The 24,142-nt window shown below is 50.3% G+C and carries 17 protein-coding genes; 8 read left to right on the top strand and 9 right to left on the bottom strand.

Features of this window, described 5'->3' with window-relative positions:
• Nucleotides 1-98: 98 nt before the first annotated feature.
• The 3 genes from VIS48_01530 to murI all read left to right on the top strand — a co-directional run bounded on the left by VIS48_01530 (nucleotide 99) and on the right by murI (nucleotide 6,863).
• Entirely contained in the window at nucleotides 99-3,347 is a 3,249-nt protein-coding gene (locus tag VIS48_01530) for an ATP-binding protein (GenBank protein ID HEY9164820.1), read from the top strand.
• A gap of 79 nt (nucleotides 3,348-3,426) precedes the next feature.
• Nucleotides 3,427-6,060 (top strand): [protein-PII] uridylyltransferase, encoded by a 2,634-nt coding sequence (gene glnD / locus VIS48_01525; GenBank protein HEY9164819.1) that lies wholly within the window; start codon nucleotides 3,427-3,429, stop codon nucleotides 6,058-6,060.
• Complete coding sequence (murI, locus tag VIS48_01520) at nucleotides 6,057-6,863, top strand: glutamate racemase (GenBank protein HEY9164818.1); 807 nt, start codon at nucleotides 6,057-6,059, stop codon at nucleotides 6,861-6,863. Before glnD ends, murI begins: the two co-directional genes overlap by 4 nt.
• 47 nt (nucleotides 6,864-6,910) lie before the next feature.
• Here murI and VIS48_01515 read toward each other — a convergent pair whose 3' ends face one another.
• The 5 genes from VIS48_01515 to VIS48_01495 are packed head-to-tail and all read right to left on the bottom strand — an operon-like array spanning nucleotide 6,911 to nucleotide 13,243.
• Nucleotides 6,911-7,414, bottom strand: coding sequence for a GNAT family N-acetyltransferase (locus VIS48_01515; GenBank protein HEY9164817.1), 504 nt, complete (start codon nucleotides 7,412-7,414; stop codon nucleotides 6,911-6,913).
• A gap of 16 nt (nucleotides 7,415-7,430) precedes the next feature.
• Nucleotides 7,431-9,671: a UvrD-helicase domain-containing protein gene (locus tag VIS48_01510; GenBank protein HEY9164816.1), complete on the bottom strand. Its 2,241-nt coding sequence runs from the start codon at nucleotides 9,669-9,671 to the stop codon at nucleotides 7,431-7,433.
• Between the two features lie 11 nt (nucleotides 9,672-9,682).
• Entirely contained in the window at nucleotides 9,683-11,059 is a 1,377-nt protein-coding gene (gene argH / locus VIS48_01505) for an argininosuccinate lyase (GenBank protein HEY9164815.1), read from the bottom strand.
• Nucleotide 11,060: 1 nt separating this feature from the next.
• The gene (locus VIS48_01500; GenBank protein ID HEY9164814.1) at nucleotides 11,061-12,032 is read right to left on the bottom strand and encodes an aminotransferase class IV; all 972 of its coding nucleotides are present in this window, start codon (nucleotides 12,030-12,032) and stop codon (nucleotides 11,061-11,063) included.
• Nucleotides 12,029-13,243 carry an argininosuccinate synthase gene (locus VIS48_01495; protein ID HEY9164813.1) on the bottom strand — a complete coding sequence of 405 codons (1,215 nt, stop codon included), beginning with the start codon at nucleotides 13,241-13,243 and terminating at the stop codon, nucleotides 12,029-12,031. The genes VIS48_01500 and VIS48_01495 overlap by 4 nt, the downstream gene beginning before the upstream one ends.
• A gap of 160 nt (nucleotides 13,244-13,403) precedes the next feature.
• Between VIS48_01495 and VIS48_01490 the strand changes: the two genes are divergently transcribed.
• From VIS48_01490 to VIS48_01470, 5 genes are all read left to right on the top strand, one after another.
• Nucleotides 13,404-13,685: a hypothetical protein gene (locus tag VIS48_01490; protein ID HEY9164812.1), complete on the top strand. Its 282-nt coding sequence runs from the start codon at nucleotides 13,404-13,406 to the stop codon at nucleotides 13,683-13,685.
• A 13-nt stretch (nucleotides 13,686-13,698) separates the two neighbouring features.
• Nucleotides 13,699-14,481 carry a hypothetical protein gene (locus VIS48_01485; GenBank protein ID HEY9164811.1) on the top strand — a complete coding sequence of 261 codons (783 nt, stop codon included), beginning with the start codon at nucleotides 13,699-13,701 and terminating at the stop codon, nucleotides 14,479-14,481.
• A gap of 106 nt (nucleotides 14,482-14,587) precedes the next feature.
• Nucleotides 14,588-15,559: a PhoH family protein gene (locus VIS48_01480; protein ID HEY9164810.1), complete on the top strand. Its 972-nt coding sequence runs from the start codon at nucleotides 14,588-14,590 to the stop codon at nucleotides 15,557-15,559.
• A 170-nt stretch (nucleotides 15,560-15,729) separates the two neighbouring features.
• Nucleotides 15,730-19,656 carry a polysaccharide deacetylase family protein gene (locus VIS48_01475; GenBank protein HEY9164809.1) on the top strand — a complete coding sequence of 1,309 codons (3,927 nt, stop codon included), beginning with the start codon at nucleotides 15,730-15,732 and terminating at the stop codon, nucleotides 19,654-19,656.
• Nucleotides 19,649-20,929 (top strand): glycosyltransferase, encoded by a 1,281-nt coding sequence (locus VIS48_01470; protein HEY9164808.1) that lies wholly within the window; start codon nucleotides 19,649-19,651, stop codon nucleotides 20,927-20,929. The genes VIS48_01475 and VIS48_01470 overlap by 8 nt, the downstream gene beginning before the upstream one ends.
• A 130-nt stretch (nucleotides 20,930-21,059) precedes the next feature.
• Here the strand turns inward: VIS48_01470 and VIS48_01465 are convergent, their stop codons facing one another.
• The 4 genes from VIS48_01465 to VIS48_01450 are packed head-to-tail and all read right to left on the bottom strand — an operon-like array spanning nucleotide 21,060 to nucleotide 23,881.
• The gene (locus VIS48_01465; GenBank protein ID HEY9164807.1) at nucleotides 21,060-21,452 is read right to left on the bottom strand and encodes a transcriptional repressor; all 393 of its coding nucleotides are present in this window, start codon (nucleotides 21,450-21,452) and stop codon (nucleotides 21,060-21,062) included.
• 30 nt (nucleotides 21,453-21,482) lie between these two features.
• A complete protein-coding gene (locus tag VIS48_01460) occupies nucleotides 21,483-22,088 on the bottom strand; it encodes a DUF3501 family protein (GenBank protein ID HEY9164806.1) in 606 nt (201 codons plus the stop codon).
• Between the two features lie 42 nt (nucleotides 22,089-22,130).
• The gene (locus VIS48_01455) at nucleotides 22,131-23,399 is read right to left on the bottom strand and encodes an anaerobic glycerol-3-phosphate dehydrogenase subunit C (GenBank protein ID HEY9164805.1); all 1,269 of its coding nucleotides are present in this window, start codon (nucleotides 23,397-23,399) and stop codon (nucleotides 22,131-22,133) included.
• Between the two features lie 56 nt (nucleotides 23,400-23,455).
• Complete coding sequence (locus VIS48_01450; protein ID HEY9164804.1) at nucleotides 23,456-23,881, bottom strand: rubrerythrin family protein; 426 nt, start codon at nucleotides 23,879-23,881, stop codon at nucleotides 23,456-23,458.
• Nucleotides 23,882-24,142 lie beyond the last annotated feature (261 nt).

Genomic DNA, 24,142 nt, shown 5'->3' with positions numbered 1-24,142 from the left:
GTTAAATTAAGACGGCGCATCCGGTGTGATGCGCCTCTCCTTTTTGGGGGAATACTTGATTACGCCGCCATCGCTGACTATTATGTTTTAATTCTAGAATGATAATTGCGGCCGATATACTTGACTTCCTTTTCGTTTTCCTCCCAATTTCTTCCCTGATACTTCTCGCTTTCAGGATCGGTCTCGCTTATGGAAGATCGAGGGGTGGTATCTTCATCTTCGGCGGCGGGGCGCTGATAATCTTCTCATACCTCTTCAAGATCTATTTCGATTTTGTTTTCGGAAGCGTGGATGTTCTTTGGTTATTCATTTTCACACTGGGGACCATGGTAGGGCTGGCGCTTGCCTTAGCGGGTACGTGGCGCTCGTACATATTTCTCGAGTCCACCCGGTCGCAGACCGGCGGACGGGTCACGCCGCTTGCGCAAAACGCAGGGATCATTGCTGCCGCCTTGTCTGGTGTCTACATTGTCTTTTTCGCTTTCAGTGGTCGACCCCTAATGTGGACGGCAGCTGCCGTTTGCTACGTCGTAGATCAGGCGGCACTATTCGGAATAGTATTTCTGATCGGTGAGTTTTTCTCTGCCGTCCGGAAGCCCACGGTGTCACGCGAGGCAAAGTTCGCGAGAATCCTCTCCGCTTATTACTTGTTAGAGCCGACGACCGTCGTTGTGGCAACAAGGATCACGAAGGGAATATTCCTTAACCCGGCAGCGAGCGTAACGATAAATCTCATCGGCGTCGTGGTCTCGATTCTGGTCGTCATTTTGATGATGAGTTTCATCCGCAGGTACTCGTCCACCGTTCTTCGCCAGATAAAGACGACTTATATCGATACGCTGAGAGTCAGAGTACTCCTTTATCTTTTCGTCATCGGCTCCGTGCTGACCATCTTCCTGTTCATTATACTGCTTGCCGCCGAATCCACTTACGGCAGACTAAGACTTTCCACGATTGAAAGCTATGCACAGCTCCGACTTTCAGTTGAGAGGCTGGCGGCAACGAGGGTACGTTCCACATTCCAGGACGTTGTCTTGAGACTTCAGCGTTCCGAGGATGCAAGTGACTTCAGGGACGTCCTTACCTCTCTCATGAGGAACAGGCATTTTGTGGACGCGATCGGGACTGCAAGTTTGTCCGGAAAGATCAATTTCATTCAAAGACGCGACAACGTGGCGAGTGAGCGCGAGGTCTCAGGCATACTCAATTCGCCGGGAGAGAAATTCACGGAGAACGGTGTTGCGATTGTACCCACTCAGTCCGGCCGGAATCTAGAATTCTTTGTCGCGATCAAGACCCGGAACGGAAGTGCGGAAAACTCATGTGTGTTCGCGTTCGTAAAATTGGAAGAGGTGCTCGCAAACAGTTTAGTGGGTCTCGAAGATTACGGACAGAATTTCAGGGTTGTTTCCACAGACTTTTCGGTTGTCTTTTCGACACGCCAGCAGGAGATTGGAAAGTCCCTCAGGGAAGTGGTTCTTTCCCAAATGCCGGTTCAGGCAGGTGATTTCGACGGTAGATTTCTCGACTTACAGAGAAAGCACCTGGAAGGCTTTGAGGTCCTTAGTGGTATGACTCGTCCCGGAGTGGGCGAATACTATGTTCTCACTTCCACGCCTCTGGAGTTCAGCGGATATGAATGCTACTTTACAGCGGTGGATCGTGAAGGAGACGTGTCCGGGCTCTTTCAGCCCACCAACTCGCTGCTCGTCCTTGCCGGACTGCTGATCGCAGGAATTTTCGGAGGCGGGCTCGTAACGATCGTGGTCGCCTTCAGGTGGTCTATGCGCCTCGAGAAGGAAGTCCAGAGTAAAGTCCAGGAACTCAGAAGTTCCGAAGACAAGTACAGGCGGATAGTCGAGAATCCATACATCGGCAGTTTCATCATGGTAGACAGACGGCTCATCTTCTCGAACAATAGACTCGCAGAAATACTCGAGACGGATATCGAGAACCTTCCGGGCAGCGATCTTTCCGCGTTTGTCCAGAAGGAAGACCGTGCAGGACTTCAGTCCATTTTCGACTCGATAATCAGCGGAGAGAAATCAGGTGATAAGTGGACTGTCAACGCGTTGACGGCATCGGGTAGATCAATAAGTCTCTCAGGTTATTCGAGTGTAATTAACATCGGCACTAAACGAGGTGTACAATCTCTCGCAGTCGACAGCACGGCTGAATTTCGTGAGAAGGAGAAACTGGAGCAATTCGAGCGCTTGGAGTCTATGGCTACTCTGGCGGCAGGAATCGCCCACGACTTCAATAATATTCTTCAGGTCGTTCTCGGCTCATCCCAACTTCTGCAGCACAGTCTTGAGCATACGGATCTAAAGAAGTACGCTGACAACATCACAAACGTCGCGTTGCGGGGAAGCGATTTGTCCAAGCGCCTGTTGACGTTCAGCCGACACAGAGGACTCGAGGAAAAGCTCGCGTTTGACGTTAACTCTATCATTATGGAATCAATACCTTTATTCGAGGAAACTTTTCCCAGGACAATAAAGATTGCGACTCAATTGACTCCCGAAGCAATATATGTCGATGGAGATCAGAGTCAGATTCAGCAGGTAATATTCAATCTTGCCGTGAACGCGCGTGACGCTATGCCTCACGGCGGCACGCTCACGATCAAGACGGAAATCCGGGATGTCTCCACCATCGAAGCCGAGATTTACCAGGTTTCTCCCGGGCTCTTCGCGTTTGTGATGGTCAAGGACAATGGCGATGGTATACCCACTGAGCTCATGTCGAAAGTGTTCGAGCCGTTCTTCACAACGAAGCCGCCGGGAAGGGGAACCGGTCTCGGACTGAGCGTCGTATACGGCATAGTCCGCTCCCATAACGGGTTCCTCAAGGTCTACAGCGAAGTTAAGAAGGGTACCGTATTCGACATCTACCTCCCGCTGAGCGACGCCGGCCGCGGACCGAAGGAGGAAGCGGGACATGGAGCAGTGAAGGAGTCGATTGCCACTTACGGAAAGAAGATCCTCTTTGTCGACGACGAAGCTGGAATAAGAGAAGCAGCTCAGGTCCTCCTCGAGCAGGAAGGTTACAAAGTGTTGACGGCCAAAGACGGAGTTAGCGCGATCGAGACCTTCAAACGAGCTTGGCACGAAATAGATTTGGTAGTTCTGGACCTCAACATGCCCGAGCTCTCGGGTAGAGAGGTTCTAGACAGTTTTACGATTACTAACCCGGACGTCCGCGTACTAATTTCGACAGGGTATATCACGCCGGAAGAGAAGGCGGGACTGAAGGGAGTGGTGGAAGTCATAGAGAAGCCCTTTGACTTTGATCAACTCGTGCAGAAAGTAAGGATGGCGCTGGAAAGATTCTCGGGCATCAGCTGACCGGGAACTTGGTCGCGCCGCGGTGCAATTCACTTCAAAGCAAATTCCATTTTGAAATTCCCCTTCATTATATTCTGATATGAAAGAGAATGTTCAAGGCGTACTGGATCGTCTAAATTCACGGAGGGAAGAAGCACGGAAGCTCCACAGGTCCGGGGGAAAAGGATCTGAAGTATCGCTCGCACTTACGGTAGCAATCGATGAAGCAATAAAGGAAGCCGTGGAATCGGCAGGCAGCGGCGAGAACCTGGCGGCTGTGGCCGTGGGCGGTTACGGAAGAGCGGAGCTCTGCCCGCAATCCGACATCGATGTGCTGTTCATCGTCGGCCATGGAATAGAGGCGAGCTTCCTCGCGCAGCGCGTCATGCACTTTCTCTGGGATGTCGGCCTAAATATCGGGCACTCGGTCAGAAACATACCCCAGGTACTGGAGACACATAAGACGGATCATGACAGCTGGGCGGCCGCACTTGAACACCGATACGTGGCAGGCAGCAGGGAGCTTTTTACAAAACTCAGCAAAGCAATTCGCGATTTCGTATCCAACAGCGATGATAAGAGTTTTGTAATCTCGACCCTGGACGGGATAAAATTCAGACAGAAGAAATACGGCACGTCCATTTCGATCCTCGAACCGAACATAAAGAATAGTGCCGGCGGTCTCAGGGATATCCACGCGATCCTGTGGATGTTTCGCGCGCTGTATCCGGAATATCTGCCCGAACCGATTTTCGAGCCGAAGGAACTGGCAGTGATCGAGTTTATCGGGAAGCTCCTTCGCAATGGAATCATAAACGAGCTCCAGTACAATCACACAAGGGACGCATTTGAGTTTATCCTGAGAGCCCGCCAGAGTCTCCACTACCAGTCTTCGGCACTCAACGATCTTCTCGATTTTGAAATTCAGAAGAAAGTCGCCGCCGATCTTGGATACGAGGAAGGAATGCATTCTGAGGGTGTTGAGAGTTTCATGCGCGACTATTTCAGGCAGGCGAGGAAGATTTACAGGCTGAATCAAATTTTGTCGGATAAGATTGCCGCAACACTGAAATCACCGTCTGCGCCGGCGGATGTACGCCATCTTGATGACGACTATTCGCTGGTACAGGGGAAGATATCGTTCAGGCGCGACGTTGGTCGGGATACTGTCCGCTTATTCAACGCGTTTCGCCACAAGGCTTCAACCGGTCTGCATTTTGACGAGAATGTACATGAGGCCCTCGCGAGAGAGCTGGATGCTTTCAGCAAGGCCGAGTTCCGGAATTCGTCTGAAGCCGCCTCGATCTTCAGATCTATTCTCCTTTCGGATAAGAATGTTGCCTTCACGCTCAAATCGATGAACGAGCTCGGGATTCTCGGAAGGTACCTGCCGGAATTCGGCCGGTTGATTGGATTCTTTCAACATAACGTTTATCACTTTTACACAGCAGATGAGCATACACTTACTGCGATTGAAAACCTGGAAAATGTGGGGGAGAGCGATCCTGAGCTCGGAGAATTACTGAAGCGCGTAAAAAGGCGCGACGCTCTTCACCTGGGTATCCTGTTCCATGATATTGCGAAACCGATCTCAATTGGAAAACACGAAATAATCGGCGTGGATGTCGCCGAGCACGCTCTCGGCAGGATTGGATTCGGTGATGTCATAGAAGATGTCTGTTTTCTGGTGAGGAATCATCTTAAGATGGAGCAGGTCGCGTTCCGCCGTAATATTGGCGACCCGGAAACCGTATTTTCATTCACCAGGATCTTCAGCAACGCCGAACAATTGACGATGCTTTATCTCCTCACTTTCGCAGACCTTAGTGCCGTCAATCCCGGAGTATGGACTAAATGGAAAGGTCAGCTTCTCCACGAGCTATACCGGAAATCACACAGGATAATCGTCGAGTCGCTCGATGCGCGCGCAGTACAATCGATACAGGATGAACAACGCGCTCAGCGACAGGACGGCATCATGAAGGACCTCCCGGTTAATAAATCCGAGGCAGTGCGAAAACACTTCAGCGGCATAAAGAACGATCTGTACACCGTAGTGTTTGACGATAGCGAGATTCTTGAGCATATCGAAGCAATCGATTCCCGATTCGATCTCGTGTCCTTGCGGTTTAACCAGCACCAGGGATATACGGATGTGACGATAATCGCCAACGACGCGCCGTTCCAGCTCGCGAGATTCTGTGCGTCGCTCAGCGCCAACGACGCGAACATCGTCGACGCGAACATTTTTACCAGAGAGGACGGCGTTATCATCGACAGGTTCAAGGTCTTCGATAATATTACAGGTCATAATCTGACCGAAACTCAGCTGGCAAAGATCGAAACGGATCTCAAAGGTGTGCTTGCAGGCCAAACCGATCCGGATCGCCTCTTCGAGAGGCATAAGGCGAGATGGCAGAGAAAACTCAAGAATGCGGTTAACCCGAATATAAAAGTAGCGGTCCAGACTTCAGAGACAACGGACTTCACTCTGATCGAAGTCTTCGCGCCGGACTCGCTTGGTTTTCTATACAAGGTCACATCCGCTATCTCTTCCGCGGGACTCAGCATTCACTTCGCGAAGATTGCGACAAGGGTCGACGGCATTGTTGACACATTTTACGTGCTCCGCACCGACGGCACCAAGCCGTCCCAGCTCGAGCTCGACAAGCTTAGAACGAACATACTCCAAATGGTCCAGGACTCAATCGCTTCAGAGCTGATTTTCAAGTGACATCGCCGGAAGATCCAATCGGCGTTTTCGATTCAGGCATCGGAGGGCTGACGGTTGTCAGTCAGCTTGTCAGGTATCTTCCCAATGAGAACATAGTTTACTTCGGGGACACTGCCCGCGTTCCGTACGGGAACAAGTCCGCAGATGTCGTCAGGGACTACGCGGCACAGGATGCACGCTTCCTGCTCTCGAAAGGAGTGAAACTCATAGTTGTCGCGTGCAACACCGCATCAGCCGTGGCGATGGATGTCGTACAGGCGCATTCGACGGTGCCGAGTGTCGGTGTCATAGAACCCACGGCGAGAGAGGCAATCAGGCTCGCAGGCGGGAAGTCGATCGGTGTAATCGGGACTCTCTCTACGATAAACTCCGGTGCTTACAGCGCCGCATTAAAGAGAATGGACGGCACCGTGGGTGTATTATCAGAAGCGTGCCCGCTCTTCGTTCCGCTTGCTGAAGAGGGTCTCTTCGATCACCAGGTAACAGATTTGCTGGCACGTGAATACCTTGGGCAATTCACCGGAAGAATAAACGCATTGATACTTGGGTGTACTCACTATCCGCTTCTTAAGGGTCCTATCTCGCGCGCGCTCGGAAACGGAGTCAAGCTGGTCGACGCGGGCGAGGCAACTTCTAAATCCGTTCTCGAACTTCTCACCGCGCAGAAGATGCTCAACTCTCAAAAGTCAAAACCACGTTATGAGTTTTACGTCAGCGACTTCCCGCAGAAATTCAATGTGATAGCGGAAAGGTTTCTCGGAAGGAAACTCGAGTTTGTGCGGAAGGTCCAGGTTTATTCCTAAGGCGAAATAAGATGAAGAGCGCCGGAGATAAGCCGGGGTCAATCCCCTTAGGCCGATTTGGCTAACTCCAGCTCCATGAACAGGGCGCCCTCGATTGGATTCTTAGTGTATTGCCGTACGTCTCTGAACCCAAGCGACCTGTAAAGCGATATCGCCTCGGTCATCGATGGAACTGTATCCAGCCGCATCTTCGTGTACCCGATCCTCACGGCCTCCGCGATCAAGTCTGCCGCGAGCTTTCTCCCTAATCCTTTTCCCCTTGCCTCAGGCTTGAGATAGAGTCTCTTCATCTCGCAGATTCCGTCTTCGATCTTCCTTAGCGCAATGCAACCAAGTGCTACCGGCCCGTCGTACACAAGTATGAGCCTGCCGTTCGGGGGAGCATAGTCGCCCGGCAAATGCGCAACTTCTTCATCAAAATCCTGGAAACACAAACTGAAATTCAGCGACTTTGCATACTCCATGAAGAGAGATCTTGCGGTTTGGATGAGAGCTTCATCCGCGGGTAATGCAGTTCTCATGAGATATTGTGACGTGGAATTCGTCTTCATTCTGCTCGTAAGCTTTTCACTTGACCACACGAAGATTTGCGTACCGTACCATCAGCTGCTTCTTCTGATTTGCGCCGAAAAGAACGACCACGCGTTCCGTGTCTCCCTTTCCTGAAATCTCGATGACTTTTCCTTCGCCGAAGAATTCGTGGGCCACAATTGATCCTATCTTGAGTTTCACGGCCGGACGCTTTTCCGGCTCGGGAGGGTTTTCGACGCCAGTTTCTTCAGATGCGGTGTCGATGTTCGTGAGTGAAGGCATGAGCGCTCCAAACCGGCTCGTCGGTTCCCAGAGAGATCGCTGGGCGGTGAACCTCCCGCTGTGTTCCTGGTCCAGCAGGTCGGTAGTTATCTCGGAGAGAAAGCGCGATGGAACTTGGTACGATAGTTTGCCGAACCTGAACCTTTGCCTGGAGTATGAAAGGTATACTTTTCTTTGCGCTCTTGTAATAGCCACGTAAAACAGTCTGCGTTCCTCTTCCAGTTCGTCCTGCTCCTTGGAAGAAAGAGGGAACAGTCCTTCCTCGAGTCCGCTCACAAACACCACCGGGAATTCGAGACCCTTTGCGGCGTGTATGGTCATGAGCGTCACCGAGTTGCGCCTGGTGTCCCACCGGTCGACGTCGGCGACCAGCGAAACTTCTGCTAGAAATTCATTTAACGTCCCCTCTGGGTTCTCCGTCTGGAACTCCGCAATGCCCGCGAGAAATTCCTGTATGTTGTCCATCCTGTTTCGGGACTCAAGGGTTCCTTCCTCTTTCAAAATCCGCACCACCTGGATTTCGTCTATCAGCGAGCGTGTCAGTTCGCTGACGGACAATTCCGATTTCATCCTGCCATACTTCTTTATGAGAGTCTCGAACTGTTTGAGCTGGCCGCGTTGCCTCGACTGTATCTCCTTGATCTCGTCGATTCTCACTGAAGCTTCAAGAAGCGAAATCTTTTCAGCGGTCGCGTAGCTTCGCAAGTAATCCAGCGTCACGTCTCCGATCCCTCTGGCAGGAGAGTTCACGATCCTCAAGAAGGATTCATTGTCGAGCGGATTGACGATCAACTTGAGATACGCCAGAAGATCTTTTATTTCCTTTCTCCTGTAGAATGCGACACCGCCCACGATTGTGTAAGGTATTCCGCTTCGATTGAACGCCTCCTCGAGTGCGCGGGATTGGTAATTCGTCCTGAAGAGAACTACAAAATCCTTGAGTTGAAGTTTGTCTCTTATGCTTTCGTCCCTGATCCTCTGTACTATCTTGTAGCCTTCATCCCTGTCGCTTTCGCATTCCAGTACTGTGAGCTGCTCGCCCTCTCGGTTATCGGTCCAAAGTTCTTTGTCCAGTTTCCTTGTATTGTGGACTATAACGGAGTTGGCCGCTTTCAGTATCTTCCGCGTGGAACGGTAGTTCTGTTCGAGTCGAAACACTTTGCATTCCGGATAATCGGTCTGGAAGTCAAGTATGTTCTGGAGCTCTGCACCGCGCCAGGAATAGATGCTCTGCGCGTCGTCGCCAACCACGCACAGGTTGCGATGCCTTTCGGCGAGAAGCTTCAGCAGAATATACTGGGCGCGATTCGTGTCCTGGTATTCGTCGACAAGGACGAACTTGAATTTGTTCTGGTATTTATCCAGAGAAGCGCGATCTCTGTTGAAAAGAATGATGGGCTTGATGAGCAAATCGTCGAAATCCATCGAATTGCTTTTCTTGAGCCTGTCGTCGTACTCCTTGTAGACGTCAGAGGTCACTTCTTCGAGCCTTGACTTGGCGCGTTCCTCGAATTGAGATGGGAGGACGAGGCTGTTCTTCAGCTTGCTGATCTGCCATCGTATCCCGGAAGCAGGGAAGACTTCTTCAGATAGGTTTCTCTCGCGAAGGATTTGCCTTATTGATTTGAGCGAATCTTCTTCATCGTATATCGTAAAGTTGGATGAATATCCCAGCTTGTCCGCTTCCATCCTGAGAATCCGGCCGAATAGAGAGTGGAACGTCCCTATCCAGTTCGCGTGGTATTTCGGGCTCTCATCGGAGATATCGAGCAGGCCTTCAATTCGAGTCTTCATCTCTGCAGCCGCTTTGTTTGTGAACGTGAGGCAGAGAATGTTGTAGAAGGGCACACCGATCGAGACGAGATAGGCGACCCTGTAGGTGAGGACTTTTGTTTTTCCGCTCCCCGCGCCTGCCAGGACAAGTTCGGGCCCCTCGACAGACTTTACGGCTTGCAGCTGAGCCGAATTAAGATCTCTTAGAAAATCTATTTTCATTTACGAGACTGTTACTCTGCCGCAAGTATGCGGTCGGCAATCTCAATCTGTTCCTTCACCCCCTTGAGGCTTGTCCCGCCGAACACGTCGTGTCTCTCAACGGAACGCACCGGTTCGAATATCTTTCCGTAGTGATCGTCAAACAGTCTGGATATCTTCCTCAGCTCGACAGAAGATAAATCGCGAAGCCGCTTACCTTCATCGATCCCCGCGAGCACGAGTTTCCCGACGATCTCATGAGCTTCGCGGAAAGGTAACCCCTTCGCTACGAGGTAATCAGCAATATCCGTCGCATAGATCGAGTCGTCGACTCTATTCAAGAGATTCTCTTTGCGGATCTTAAGTGTCGAAATCACTCCATTGAAAATCTTGAGAGCAATTTCAAGCGTGTCTGTCGAATCGAAAAGCGGCTCTTTGTCTTCCTGTAGATCTTTCGAATAAGTAAGAGGTAGACCTTTTTGCAGAACCAGGATGGAATTCAGATTTGAGATCATCCGCGCGGTTTTTCCCCTGATCAACTCCAATGAATCCGGATTCTTTTTTTGGGGCATCATACTGCTGCCCGTCGAGAAGAGATCGTCCAGTTCGACGAAACCAAATTCGGGTGTGCACCAGATCGTCAAGTCTTCTGCAAACCGGCTCAGGTGAACCAGTGTCTGAGCCGCCGCGAAGAGGAATTCACCGATAAAATCCCTGTCACTTATTGCCGCGACACTGTTCGGCGAAAGCGTACTGAAATCAAGTTCAGTCCGGAGGATGTTCCTGTCTATCTTCACTGTTGAGCCGGCGACCGCACCCGACCCGAGAGGGAGCACATCGATTCGCTTCTCGACATCATGGAACCTCTGGCGATCGTTTTCGAGCATGAAGAACAGTGCCATGAAATAATGGCCCAACCTGATAAGTTGGGCTTGCTGCAAGTGTGTGTATGACGGGACTATGTCCTGTGAAGTTGAATCGGCTGTGTCTCTGGCGCCTTTCTGCAGCTCGCGAATGAGGTTGATAATGCGCTTGCACGCGCTTCTGAGAAACATGCGCTCATCAGTTACGACCTGTTCGTTTCGACTTCGACCCGTATGAATCTTTTTCCCGATCGCTCCCGTCTTCTCTACAAGTCGTCGCTCGATTGCTGTGTGAATATCCTCATCGTGCGGCTTGAAAGCGAACTTTCCCGATTCAAATTCTCTTTCGATGAGCCTCAGAGCGGAAGATATTTTCGATTGCTCAGATTTCGACAGGACACCTGCGTTCCTTAACGCCAAGGAATAAGCCAGGCTTGCGCGGATCTCTTCCCGCCAGAGTCGCTTGTCGAAAGGGAGAGAGTCGTTGAAATCCTCCATGAGTTTCGATGCGCCCTTGACAAATCTTCCGCCCCACAGCTTCGCCATGCTATCCCTTCTTAAGCGAAGTTAAATACTTGCTGTTCAACCGCATGTCTTTCTGGAACAGGGTATAAAAGCTCTTCCAGATCTCACCCGGTTTTCCATCTCCGATGATCCGGCCGTCGTATTTCACCACGGGAGCGACAGGCAACGTGGTGCTGAAGAACAAGATTTCGCGCGCGTTGTACGCTTCCGTCAGCGGAATACTCGCCGTCCTGGTTTCCCGAAGCAATCTCTTCTTCATGTGTTCCGCGGCGAGCTCGATCGCGCGGTTCAATGTCGTCCCGCGCAAAATCTTGTCGGAGGGAGGTATCATCATCACACGATCATCGGTAATAACCACGACGTTCTTGTTTGAGCCTTCCGTCAGGTTGCCGCTCTGGTCGATGGCAATTGCCGTATCGGCTCCGCTGTTTCGCGCGGCAAGCTCCATAAGTGCGTTTGACAAATAGTCGACCGATTTCACCTGCGGAGAAATTGGCGGTCGCATTCCTACCGGGCTCGTTATAACTGTCATCCCCTTCTTGAAATAATACTCGGGAGGAGACGAGGACCTGCCGATGAGAACATATAGGTTCGGAGCAATTGCTTCATGAGGGTACACACTCATGCTCCCGTGTCCCCGCGATAGGAAGTATCGCGCGATGAACGCGCTTTTTCCCGCTGCGAGTCCCAGCCTGATGAGGAGCTGCTTCAGATCGCTTTCAGAGAATTCCGGCCTGATCCCGATTGAATTTGCCGAATAGAAAAACCGTTCGATGTGCTGGTCGAGCAGATAATAATTTCCGTTTATGCAAAGAGTGTTGTCGAAGACTCCGTCGCCTCTGTGGACAATGTGGTCGTCAATCGGTACTGACATCAGGAGGCGGTCGCGGGTGTATCCTCCGAGAAATGTAGAGTAGAAGAGGAAGAACGCGTCATCCTGCCGGACCTTCTTCTGAGCGTCGGATAACGTGAGTTCTCGCACCTCGAGCTTCATTCTTTCGGCTTCCCGTGGACGATCGATGCCACCTTCGTTGAGAGTCCGAAGAGATCAATAAAACCTTCCGCCTTCTTCTGGTCGTAAACATCGTCCTGGGAGAATGTGGCAAGGTCTTCCTGGTAAAGAGAGTAAGGGCTCTTCTTGCCGGCGGAAATAATATTGCCTTTGTAAAGTTTGAGTCTTACTGTCCCGGTCACGAACCGCTGTGTGGATTCCATGAACGCGTCGATTGCCTCGCGCAGCGGGGTATACCAGAGGCCGTTGTACACAAGTTCCGAGTATCTCTGAGAGACGAGATCTTTGTAATGCAGGGTATCCTTGTCCAGGACTATTTGTTCGAGATCGCTGTGCGCGGCGTAAAGGATTTCGCCGCCTGGAGTTTCATATACACCCCTTGATTTCATTCCCACGAGACGGTTTTCCACAAGATCGACGCGGCCGATGGCATTCGCGGCACCTATTTTATTAAGTTTTTCCACAAGCGCGAGAGGCTCGAGCTTCTTCCCGTCGATCGAGGTCGGGACTCCCTTGAGGAATTCGATTTCTACATACGTCGCTCGGTCAGGAGCCTTCTCAGGCGATTTGGTCCTGACAAACATATCAGCCCTCGGCTCGTTCCAGGGATCTTCTAGGTCGCCTCCCTCGTGGCTGAGATGCCATAGGTTGCCGTCGCGACTGTAAATTTTCTTCAAAGTAGCCTTGATGGGCACCTTGTGTTCTTCGGCGTACTTAATGGCGTCTTCACGCGATCTGATTTTCCATTCGCGCCACGGCGCGATCACCCTGAGCTGCGGCGCGAAGACTTTGAAAGTCAATTCAAATCGGACCTGGTCGTTTCCTTTTCCGGTGCATCCATGAGCAAGTGCATCAGCGCCTTCCTGCTCAGCGATTCTCGTCTGGTATTTCGCGATGAGAGGTCTGGCGATCGATGTCCCAAGCAAATATCTGCGTTCGTAAATCGCGTTCGCCTTCACGATCCTGAACAGAAAGTCTTCGACGAATTCTTTTCTCAGGTCGAGGAGATAAAACTTGTCAGCCCCAGTTTTCCTGGCTTTCTCTTCCAATCCATCAAGTTCTTCGTCTCCCTGCCCGATATTGGCCGCATACGCCACTACCTGGCAGCCGTATGTTTCCTTGAGGTATGGTATGATGATCGAAGTGTCGAGCCCGCCGGAATAGGCGAGCACAACTTTCTTAACCTTTGACAATCGCGCGTATCTCCTGTTTTGGAATGGAAATTTACTAAATACACGACTGAGTTAGTATAATGAATGAAAATATTTTAAGATATTTTTAATATCAAATGCTTGACTAAAACCGTTGATTCCATTAAACTTAAAGCGACGAAAATACGCAAAGGAGGAAAAAATGAGAAAATTGCCCGGCGCAATTGTGAGCCTCATTGTAGCGTCTTTCATTCTAGCTGGTTGTAGCAAGAGTGCCACTAAAGATCAAATGCAGCAGTTAAGCGATCTTAAGAGTGAAATTGCCACGCTCCAGCAGCAAATCCAAACAGCACAACAACAGAAATCTGATTTGCAGAAGCAAATAGCTGACAAACAGGATCAAATTAAGAAGTTGCAGTCCAATGAGCAGACTGTACAGCAAAGGATGCAGCAAACAAAAACCGATACCACCACCTCAAAGTGAAAAGGAGCCATAGATGAAACGACTTGGTGTTCTCGCAGCAGTCGCGATTATCTTCGCGATTTCTTCTGTGGCATCCGCACAGGAGGAAATGAAGCTTGACGATTGGCAGGCGCAGATTACGACTTTGACCGCACAGCGCGATTCTCTGAAGAATGTATTGAATCAGCTGAACACGGACGTCGCTAATTTGAAAAGCCAACTGGCAAGCATGGATCAGCAGGTCCAGGCAGAAATGCAGAAGTATCTGGATTTGCTTCATGCTACGCAGGCAGATATGCAAGCGTACGATCAGATGCTGAACAACCTTGCCGGACAGATCGACAATTACACAAAGATGTCCGATCAGGATCTCTGCGCGCATAGAGCAGATGTAGCGGCACTTGGTGCACAGATCGATTCCGCGAAGGCGAGTCGGCTTTCTCTCGCGGTTGAATTCTATCCGAGGGTTCAGGATCTTTCTAATAATTATGCCCAGTTGAAAGCACGGCTTGCAAATTGCCAGCAGATGGCGGAAAAGACTTACACCGTCGGTACATGGGCCAGGAACAGGGATTGTCTCTGGAATATCTCCAAGAAGGAGACGATCTATGACGATCCATGGAAGTGGCCGAAGATTTACGTAGCTAACCGCGATCAGATCAAGAATCCCGATCTGATTCATCCAAGAGAGGTATTGAGGATACCTGAGAATGCTCCTCTGAACTCGACCGAGAAAGCGGCAGCCAAAGCGTACTACGCCAAAAAGGCGCGTATGATGAAGGCCAACTCGGGTCAGGCACCATCGCCTTCAAAATAAGCAAGGGATTCAGCAAGAAGTTTGAATAGATTTTCAGACGCTCCTGTCTATGTAATCACGTGGCAGGAGCGTTTTTTGTTTTCCAACCTTGCGACCGACTGATCGAATGACAGAAACAGTCGAGAAGCGCATCAAGATAACGGGAGTCGATCCCCTTTCCCTCCTTGGACTTAATGATTCCAATCTGCAAATAATTTCCGACAGGTTTGATGCTAACATCGTGGTACGCGGTGACAGCATCCTCATCAAGGGCGAAGAAGAAGAAACGAACAGGGTAGAGAAAGTCTTCAAAGAGCTCATCTATGTTCTGAACAGGACGGGAGTTTTGAAGACTGACGATGTTGTCACCGTAATGGAATTGGTTTCTGGGGAAAGTTCAAGAGAAGAGCCGGGGGACGGGAAGGATGCGGTAGTTCTCTCGGCAAGGAACGATCTCATCAAGCCGAAAACGCCGGGCCAGCGGCAATTTGTCAGGGCGGTGAAAAAGAACGACGTCGTGTTTGTCGTCGGTCCCGCGGGAACAGGAAAGACCTATTTAGCCGTGGCGATGGCAGTTGCCGCGCTCAGAAACAGGGAAGTACAGAAAATAGTTCTCACGCGTCCTGCGGTCGAAGCCGGCGAGAGCCTGGGATTTCTTCCGGGCGACTTGAAAGAAAAAGTAATACCGTACCTCAGGCCGCTCTATGACGCGCTGGAGGACATGCTGCCTCAGGACAAATTGAAACTCTATGTGGAGAAGAATACTATCGAGATCGCGCCGCTAGCTTACATGCGCGGACGAACCCTCGGTAGTGCGTTCGTGATTCTCGATGAAGCCCAGAACGCGTCCAGCATGCAGATGAAAATGTTTCTCACAAGACTCGGTGTCAACTCGAAGGCCATCATAACCGGCGACATTACACAAATCGATCTCCCTCAAAAAAGCCTCAGCGGTCTTGTGGAGATTCAGAGAGTTCTGAAGAACGTCAGTGGAATAAGCTTTGTGTATCTAGAGAAGGCCGACGTTGTCCGCCATAAGCTGGTGAAGGACATTATCGAGGCATACGAAAAGTATGCTGACTGGGACGGGAAGGCCTGATTGTCTCGACCCCGCGTGCCGGATCCACTCCGGTTGAGAGACTCTCTCTAATCCCATACTTAATTCAATTGCAAACCTTTCCTTTTTCCTTCCGAGATTGTTTGATAAAATATGCTGAGTATATCAGTCGTGGAACAGTGCCCGGATATTTAGTTGATGCAAGGTGAGAGATGATTAAAAGAGTGTTGTTGTTGATCATGCTTCTGACGGCGACCGAAGCAATAGCTTCCTCGCGAGTCCTAATTGTCTATGAGGGGAAAGAAAGTCCCGGCAATCCGGCTATGGGAGACGGGCTCCAACTGTACCAGCTCCTTGGCCATTTCGATCTTCAGAAGACCATCGTTGCCGCCGACGACTATAAGTCCGGTGAATGCGGCAAATTTGATTACGTGTTCTTTACCGGCTACACGAACGACTGTCAACCGCCGGACAAATTTCTGGATGACGCATTCAATTATAAAGGGACACTGATTTGGTTGAACACCGGGATAGTGGCATTCAACGCAAAACATAATTTACTCGCGAAGTACGGATTCGTTCCTGAGAGACTCGACTCGACCACGGGATATAACGCGGTAATTGCTCTCGACCGGAATTTCCGGTTTACAAAGGGCGACCAATATTTGAATATTTTGTCGATCGGGAACAGGCGCCAGGTTGAAGTCCTTGCCAATGCCGTCGCACCAGCGCATGTAGTTTCTCCTTATGCGATCCACACGGGCAATCTCTATTATTTCGGGGATTCTCCTTTTTCATACATGGGTACGACTGACCGTTACCTTTTCTTTTCCGAAATACTTCACGACATACTCGGACAGGAACATTCTGAATTTCACGCGGCATTAATAAGGATCGAAGATGTGCACCCGCTGGAGGACCCGGACAACATCCGGAAGATCACGGACATGTTGTACAACGAAGGAGTCCCGTTCCTGATCGCTGTCGTTCCATACTATATCGATCCGTCGGACAATGAAAGAGTTTCTTTATCCGACGAGCCAGACATGGTCGACGCGCTGCGGTACGCGGAGGCCCACGGCGCGACAATCGTGATGCATGGCGATACCCATCAATATCACGGTGTGACAGCAAGCGATTTCGAATTCTGGGACGAAGCGAACAGCAGACCCATCAAGGACGATAACCCGGGATACGTGCAGCAGAAGCTCGAGATGGGCGTGGAGGAACTGATGCGAAATGGTGTTTACCCTCTTGCCTGGGAGACACCTCATTACGGAGCGTCTGAGATCGATTACGCTGCCATTGCAAAAGTTTTCTCGACTGCAGTTGAACAGCGGATCGTGATGAACAACCTCGACTACAGCCAGTTCTTCCCATATGTCATAAAGCAGGATATGTACGGCGAGAAGATTGTGCCGGAGAACGTAGGATATGTTCCTCTCGGGACCCCCAAGGAGGAAGAGCAAGCGGTCCGCGATATTATAGAGGGCGCTAAGTCCGCGCTTTACGTCAGGGACGGATATGCCACTGCATTCTTTCATCCATTTCTTCCGCTCAATCTTCTTCAAGAAATTGTTGAAGGAATCCGGGATCTTGGTTACACTTACATAGATTTAAGAGATGGAAACAATCTTGTAAAATTGCCTGATCGCGCGATCGTATCCGGCAAAGCTTCGTTCAAAATTTCAATCGAAGATCAATTTTTGAAAGAAGTGTCATTGAATGAACGCGGGGAGCGCGTCAGCAGAGAAATATCTCCGAACCGGATCACCGGTGACATTACAAGAAATATCGATCTCAAGCCGGGATGGATATACGCGGCGGAACCCACGGAGGTTCGTGAAAGAGAACTGACGTTCATCGATAACGTTACTGGAGCGATGAAGAATTTCTGGGACGGGTTATTTCCTCAAAAGAAAACGATAATTCCGGCGGTTGCAGCCGTTGTGTGGGACTCATCCGCGACCGGCGGGGCAAAGCTTGACGAGGCGAGTTTTGTCACAACATTACAAAGTGTCGGAATACCTACCGATACTCTCTCTGTGAGTGACCTATCCATGATAGGAGATTACAACGTTGTCATTATGCCTTATCCCTCCGCGGAAAAACTGCCGGATTCACTCTTCGAAGTGATCGACAAGTACGTCTCAAACGGCGGAAATCTCGTCACCGATTCAAAGAATCCCGTCGCCCTCGACCTTGGGATACAATTCAGCAAAAATGGGATGCGACTCGAGAAGGTCAGGGACGCCCTATTTCCTGAGGAACTGCTTAGTTGGGGAACGTTCGAGTCAGCATATAGAATCGATGTCCAGGAGAACGACGAGGTCGTGTGCATAAACGACGTAAACGATGCTCCGGTCGCGGTGGCAAGAAAGTATGGAAACGGTAAATTCATTTCAATAAGTTCTCGATTCGACCCGATTTCAGGAGAGGGTTACGCCAGATTTCCCTACCTCGTGGAGTGGCTCAAGAGCTATTTTAGCCTCTATCCAACATTGAGACGCGATTACGTTGAGATGTACTTTGATCCCGGCCTCCGACGAACGGAAAGTGTAGAGTCTCTTGTAAAACAATGGGCCATAAAGGGAATTCGAGTTATCCATGTCGCGGGATGGCACGAATATCCGAAATTCAGTTATGACTATGACAGGCTTATCCGACTCTGCCACGCTTACGGAATCAATGTAGATGTGTGGATTGAGCCGCCCCAGATAAGCAAGAAATTTTATGACGACCATCCACAATGGCACGAGAAAAATTACAAGGGTGAGGACGTTCAATGGGACTGGCGATACCCAGTAGCGCTTGCAGATACCGTTTGTATGGATTCTGCCACGACCTGGACTTATAAATTTCTCACTTCTCATGACTGGGACGGCGCAAACATCGCGGAAATAAATTTTGGCGGCGAAGGCGCACCAGCGGATCCGCAGCTCCTCACTCCTTTCGACGCGAGCGCGAGGAACATGTTCAAAAAGAAATATGGTTTCGATCCGGTACAGCTGTTCCAGCCGTCATCGATTCATTACTACAAGACTTCACCTGAGGACTGGAAAAGTTTCATGGATTTCCGCGCTTCGCTGATTACTGAATTCACTTCCCATTTTCTCACCATTGCATCCGACGCTTTCAAAAACAAGCCGGGCACGGAAATCATACTGACGGTGCACGATGAAAAAACATTTCCAGACCTGCGGTCCAGCATCGGAGTCGATGTCGACCAGATCCTGCAGCTGAGGAAAAACTTCAATTTCAGCCTGCAGGTTGAGGACCCGCAGTCGAACTGGAACACTGATCCCCACAGGTATATCGGGATAGGGAACACATACAGGAAGTTGCTGGGACCGGATTCATCTGACCTCCTGATCGATCTGAACATTCTCTCGTTCCGTGCCGCGAATTATACGGGAAATTTTCCGACCCAGACACCTACCGGTACGGAGGCATATCTTCTGCTCAGGTCTGCCGCCGAGGCCGCCCCCAGGATGACCGTTTACTCCGAGGCTACAGTTTATCCTCAGGACCTCGCAGATATCCCTTACTCAATCGCACCGCAGGCACAGATGGAACTCATAGACGGCGGTTACAGGATTGTCGCTCCATACTCCACTTCAATACGATTGAGTGAGGAAGTGAAGGAGGTCTCAGTCGACGGGAACACAGTGTATCCTTACCAGCCCGGCTACTTTGTGATGCCGGCCGGTGACCACGTCGTGAAAGTAATGCCGGCAGACGTCAATCCGTTTCAAAGCGAGATGATGCAATCGCATGTCGAGGCGGCGTCGTGCAACATTCTCAGCGAGCGCACATTCCAGCGCGGCGTGGAGTTCACATACGATTCCCCGATCAGATGTGCCGTATCGTTCGGCAAAATCCCATTCGCAGTTTTTCTCGACGATCACGAGATCCCATTTTCCGTTTCGCGCGAGGAACAACATTACGGCATCATTCTTCCTCCGGGTCAGCACAAAGCTCTGGTCATACTTGAAAGTACCGTATCTTACGGAATTGACCTGACGAGCCTCTGGTCTTCGGCGGTAATTTCAATATTCGGATCCATTGCCGGCGGTATTCTCATAATCCTGTACTTTGTGTTCAAGGTCAGAAGGAGGAGAGCACTGGCGCGTGTTTAATTTTGTTACCACACTTCTCGGCGGTTTTTTTGTCTTATCTGTAATTTTCATCTGGTTCATGATCGCGTACCAGCTCGTCCTCACAATTGCCGGATTCTTTCACAATTGGAATTCGACGAAAGAGAAAAGGGCGATCGACGCCCAGACCCATTTCGAGAATCCGCGGGTGTGCGTGCTCATCCCGGCGCATAACGAGGAGAAGGTCATCCGCAGAACTCTCGAAGCGATGCTCAAGTTCGACTATCCTTCAGAGAAGCTTGAGATCGTGGTGATAAACGATGGGTCTTCGGACGAAACAGGAAGCATTGTTAAGGAAATTGCGAGCCGCGACAGTCGCGTTCGCTGTTATGACGTGCCGAAGGGAGAGGGAGGGAGAGGGAAGTCGCGCGCTCTCAATCTCGGACTTAGCAGGACCGATGCGGAAGTAATTGCGGTGTACGATGCCGACAATCAGCCGCTTCCGGATGCCCTGAAATACCTCGTGACGGAGCTTCTCCTGCATCCGGATCTTGGTGCAGTGCTGGGCAATTTCAGGACGATAAATAAAGACAAGACGTGGCTCACGCGATTCATAAGCATCGAGACTCTCAGTTTCCAGGCGATACTTCAGGCCGGAAGATGGGCACTCTTTAAAGTGTCCACGTTGCCCGGAACAAACTTCGTGATTTGGAAACACCTGCTCGACGACCTGAAAGGTTGGGACGAAGACGCCATAACGGAAGATTCGGAGCTCAGCATCAGGGTCTACATGAAAGGCTTCAGGATTAAGTACATACCTTTTGCAGTTACTCTGGAACAGGAACCGGAGACCTTATCTGTTTGGGCAAAACAAAGGACGAGATGGGTGAGGGGCAACAACTATGTCGTCGGCAAGTTCTTTAAAGAGATTACGCAGTTCGAGAACAAATTTCTCGGATTTGAGATTCTTTACCTCTTGTCGCTGTATTATGTTTTTCTGTTCGCGATCGGCGTGAGCGATCTGATATTCATATTCAGCGTATCACATATAATCGCCGTACCTCTCCCGGGCCCATATACTACCGTCTGGATACTTGCGGTTGTCCTGTTCATATTCGAAATCTTCCTCGTCCTGTCGTACGAAGGACAGGACACATTCAAGAATCTCGTTCTCGTTCTCCTGATGTATTTTACATATTGTCAGTTCTGGATCTATGTTGTGGCGCGCGGAATTTATCTTGATTATATCAAGAGGGAGAAACGGACTTGGTCGAAAACGGTTCGATTCGAGCTGGAAGATAAACCCCCGGATTGAAAATTGCTTCAGGAGCGGTTCTGCCGAAGTTCTTTAATTGTCAAACGAAGATCTTACGCCCGATCGGTGGCAATAGTGTCGACTTGCTCAGTAAGCAAGGTGCAATGCACCAGAATCTGAATTCTGAGCTTCAGCGTTTAGGCTGGCAGGACGGACATTTGCCAAAAAAATCCATCCTTACGTCCTCGACCACGTAGCCGCGGGGAAGCTTGAAATCCGGGGACTCCACTCTCGCTTCATCTATATCGAAAATTCCTTTGCACTCACGGCAAATGAAATGGAAATGTTCTTCCTTGTTCGCATCGAATCGAAGTTGTCCGTCGCAAACCACTTCATTTATCTCGCGCGACTCCACGAGGAGATTAAGGTTCCTGTAAACGGTAGCCAGGCTGATATGCGGAATTTCTCTTCGGACCTCATGGAACACCCAGTCTGCGGTCGGATGAGATTTCGTCGCCTTTACGATACTGAGTACCTTCTCACGCTGCTTGCTTCGTTTCCTCGTATGATTATCACTCACCATTTTCCAGAGCTTTCCGGTAAGTTGCAGTGGTTAAGTCCAGACATTTGCCATCGCTCCGCTATTGAAGTCATCAATTAGTTCTTCGCGCATTTCGCCCGCCATTACGCTGCGCGCTCTGTAGTTTTTGTGTTCGATGACGATCTCTGAAGGGATTCGCGGTGTTAGAAATGCCGCGACATCCTCCGCGGAAAATTTGAATCTTACATACTGGACAGCGCTGATCCTATCATCTGTTGCATATCCTTCCTCGAATACGGCTGGAATCGACTTGTCCCCGATTCTGAGAAATACGGAATTCGTGTTCAGCCCGACAAGTGAGTCGAGAACGGGTCTTATCTTGTCCTGCTCGTCGACCTCAACGAATAGAGTCGCGCTCAATTCGTTCTCGCGCGGGATCAGCTCGTTGTAAGTCTCGATCTCGTCCCGGATTTTTCGATCGTCGACGATCCTTTCCACGCGCATCATCTCTTCGATTTGAAAAACGACTGTAGACCGGTTCTCGAAAGTGAGAGTTATGAGTTCACCGACTTTCAGTCTTCGTTTATTCTTCATCGCGATGATCTTCCTCCTGAAAGGGAGTCTCAATTTCTCGTATTCAATAATGTTTTTTATTTCATCAAATTCGATCTTTTTCACCTTTCAACCTCTTTACATTTGACTATTTCTTGTTCCTTGCCGTCATGCTTTAGGATCCCGCTCAAGACCGTACGCGTCCCTCAATATCTGTACAGGGTGACGCGGCTTTTTGCCTGATCCCTTCTCAATTTGGAGCTGGGCAAGGGGACAATCGCTCGCTGCGAGTGAGCCGTTCGTGAACCTTTCGAAAAGCGGCTTGCCTACCTCAAGTGAAAGCGGGAAATATTCCTTCTTCAGGCTCCACGTGCCATCGTGGCCTGAGCATTTCGCGACCACTTCCACTTTCGTGTCGGGAATCAGCTCGAGGACATCTCTCGATTTGAATCCGATATTCTGCACTTTCAGGTGGCAGGGAAGATGATATGTCACTTCACCCTGGGGGGTCTTGAAGTCGGTCGAAAGTTTGCCTTCCTTGTTCAGCCGCGCAAGATACTCCATAATGTCGAAGGTGCGAGAGGCGAGTAATTTTGCGTCGGAGCTTTCGAGGAGCATCGGGTATTCCTGCTTGATCAGGTAAGTGCAACTCGGTCCCGGAGTGACGACGTCATATCCGTTCCTGACGTAATCGATGAGGCGCTTAACATTATACTCGGCATGTTTTTTTGCGCCATCTATATCGCCGCCATCCAGGAACGGCATGCCGCAGCATTTTTGTTGCGGTACTTCAACGCGAATACCGTTCTTCTCGAGAACCTGAATTGCGGCTTTTCCCGTGTCTGTGTCGTTGTAGTTCACCGAGCAAGTGTGGAACAATACCACCTTAGGCGGGTCGGATCGAACGGGTTCAGACTTTTTGTGATGTTTGTACCACGATGTGAATGTCCTGCTCGAATATCTGGGGAGGTTCCTCTCTCTGTGAATCCCGATCGTTTTCTCCATCAAGATTCTGAATGGCTTCAGCGTCATGGACCAGTTCACGAGCGGCGCGGCCTTGGTCGATATCTGTCCGAGAAGGTCTGTGCGGCTCAGGAGCTTGTCCTGAAATGTAACACCGTGGCTCTTTGCGGCGATCGCCTTTCCGCGCAGCATGAGTCTCGGAAAATCGAGCATGTAATTATGAGGCGGCGTGTAGGGACATTTCGGATAACAGAGTTTGCAGTCGTAGCAGAGTTCGACCACTTTTTCAGTGTCACTTGCGTTCACGTCCTTCATTTCCCCGTCAAGCTGGTCGATTCTTTTGAAGAGGTAATCGAAAGAAGGGCAGAGATTGAAACAGAGTCGGCAGCCGTTGCAAATGTCGAAGATTCGTCCGGTCTCCTTTTCGAACGAGACGCTGTCGTAGAAATCTGTCGAGTTGAAATCAAATGCCATGAGTCAGCCTCCTGGTAAAAGGGGAGAGTCCGCGCGGGCGGACTCCCCGTCCTCAATTATTTTCCAAGCGTGTCGAGAGCTTTCGTGAATCTCCCCGCGTGCGATTTCTCCGCTCGCGCTAAAGTCTCGAACCATGTTGCGATCTCCTCGAAACCTTCCGACCTTGCCGTCTTGGCAAATCCCGGATACATTTCCGTGTACTCATACGTCTCGCCGGTGACGGCAGATTTCAGGTTGGCCTTCGTGTCGCCGACCGGAACGTTCGTCACCGGGTCGCCGACCTCCTTCAGGAAATCGAAATGACCGAACGCGTGCCCGGTCTCACCTTCGGCGGTATCGCGGAACACGCCTGCGACATCAGGATAGCCCTCGATGTCTGCATGACGCGCGAAATAAAGGTACCGCCGGTTCGCCTGCGACTCACCCGCGAAACCTTCCTTGAGGTTGTTGTAAGTCTTCGTTCCCTTGAGTGTTTTTGCCATCTTAATTCCTCCTGTCAGTTAATTATAATAATAGTAATCGTTCCTAATTTAAATTAGCAGCCTGAAATTGTCAAGCGGAAAAATAACTGCCGTACTTTTGCGTGTCGTACGTGAGGCAGCCTGGACAATATCCTTTCTCTTCCAATATTGGAACTTGGCGGCGACGGAATGGATTGTCACAAGATTGCCGCGGACATTATTTCAGGACAAATGGCTCGCGTGCTGCAAGTGGAATTTGAAATCCTGAAAATGTGTTTGAGT

It is taken from the genome of Candidatus Kryptoniota bacterium (genome assembly GCA_036567965.1).
Lineage (GTDB): Bacteria > Bacteroidota > Ignavibacteria > Kryptoniales > JAKASW01 > JAKASW01.
Note: the sequence above shows the minus strand (reverse complement) of the source record. Positions and strands in the feature narration are given on the sequence as shown.

Excerpts from the sequence above, each read along its gene's own strand:
- VIS48_01530 (HEY9164820.1), top strand. The coding sequence starts at position 99 with ATGATAATTGCGGCCGATATACTTGACTTCCTTTTCGTTTTCCTCCCA.
- glnD (HEY9164819.1), top strand. The coding sequence starts at position 3,427 with ATGAAAGAGAATGTTCAAGGCGTACTGGATCGTCTAAATTCACGGAGG.
- VIS48_01515 (HEY9164817.1), bottom strand. The coding sequence starts at position 7,414 with ATGAAGACGAATTCCACGTCACAATATCTCATGAGAACTGCATTACCC.
- VIS48_01510 (HEY9164816.1), bottom strand. The coding sequence starts at position 9,671 with ATGAAAATAGATTTTCTAAGAGATCTTAATTCGGCTCAGCTGCAAGCC.
- argH (HEY9164815.1), bottom strand. The coding sequence starts at position 11,059 with ATGGCGAAGCTGTGGGGCGGAAGATTTGTCAAGGGCGCATCGAAACTC.
- VIS48_01500 (HEY9164814.1), bottom strand. The coding sequence starts at position 12,032 with ATGAAGCTCGAGGTGCGAGAACTCACGTTATCCGACGCTCAGAAGAAG.
- VIS48_01490 (HEY9164812.1), top strand. The coding sequence starts at position 13,404 with ATGAGAAAATTGCCCGGCGCAATTGTGAGCCTCATTGTAGCGTCTTTC.
- VIS48_01485 (HEY9164811.1), top strand. The coding sequence starts at position 13,699 with ATGAAACGACTTGGTGTTCTCGCAGCAGTCGCGATTATCTTCGCGATT.
- VIS48_01480 (HEY9164810.1), top strand. The coding sequence starts at position 14,588 with ATGACAGAAACAGTCGAGAAGCGCATCAAGATAACGGGAGTCGATCCC.
- VIS48_01475 (HEY9164809.1), top strand. The coding sequence starts at position 15,730 with ATGATTAAAAGAGTGTTGTTGTTGATCATGCTTCTGACGGCGACCGAA.
- VIS48_01465 (HEY9164807.1), bottom strand. The coding sequence starts at position 21,452 with ATGGTGAGTGATAATCATACGAGGAAACGAAGCAAGCAGCGTGAGAAG.
- VIS48_01455 (HEY9164805.1), bottom strand. The coding sequence starts at position 23,399 with ATGGCATTTGATTTCAACTCGACAGATTTCTACGACAGCGTCTCGTTC.
- VIS48_01450 (HEY9164804.1), bottom strand. The coding sequence starts at position 23,881 with ATGGCAAAAACACTCAAGGGAACGAAGACTTACAACAACCTCAAGGAA.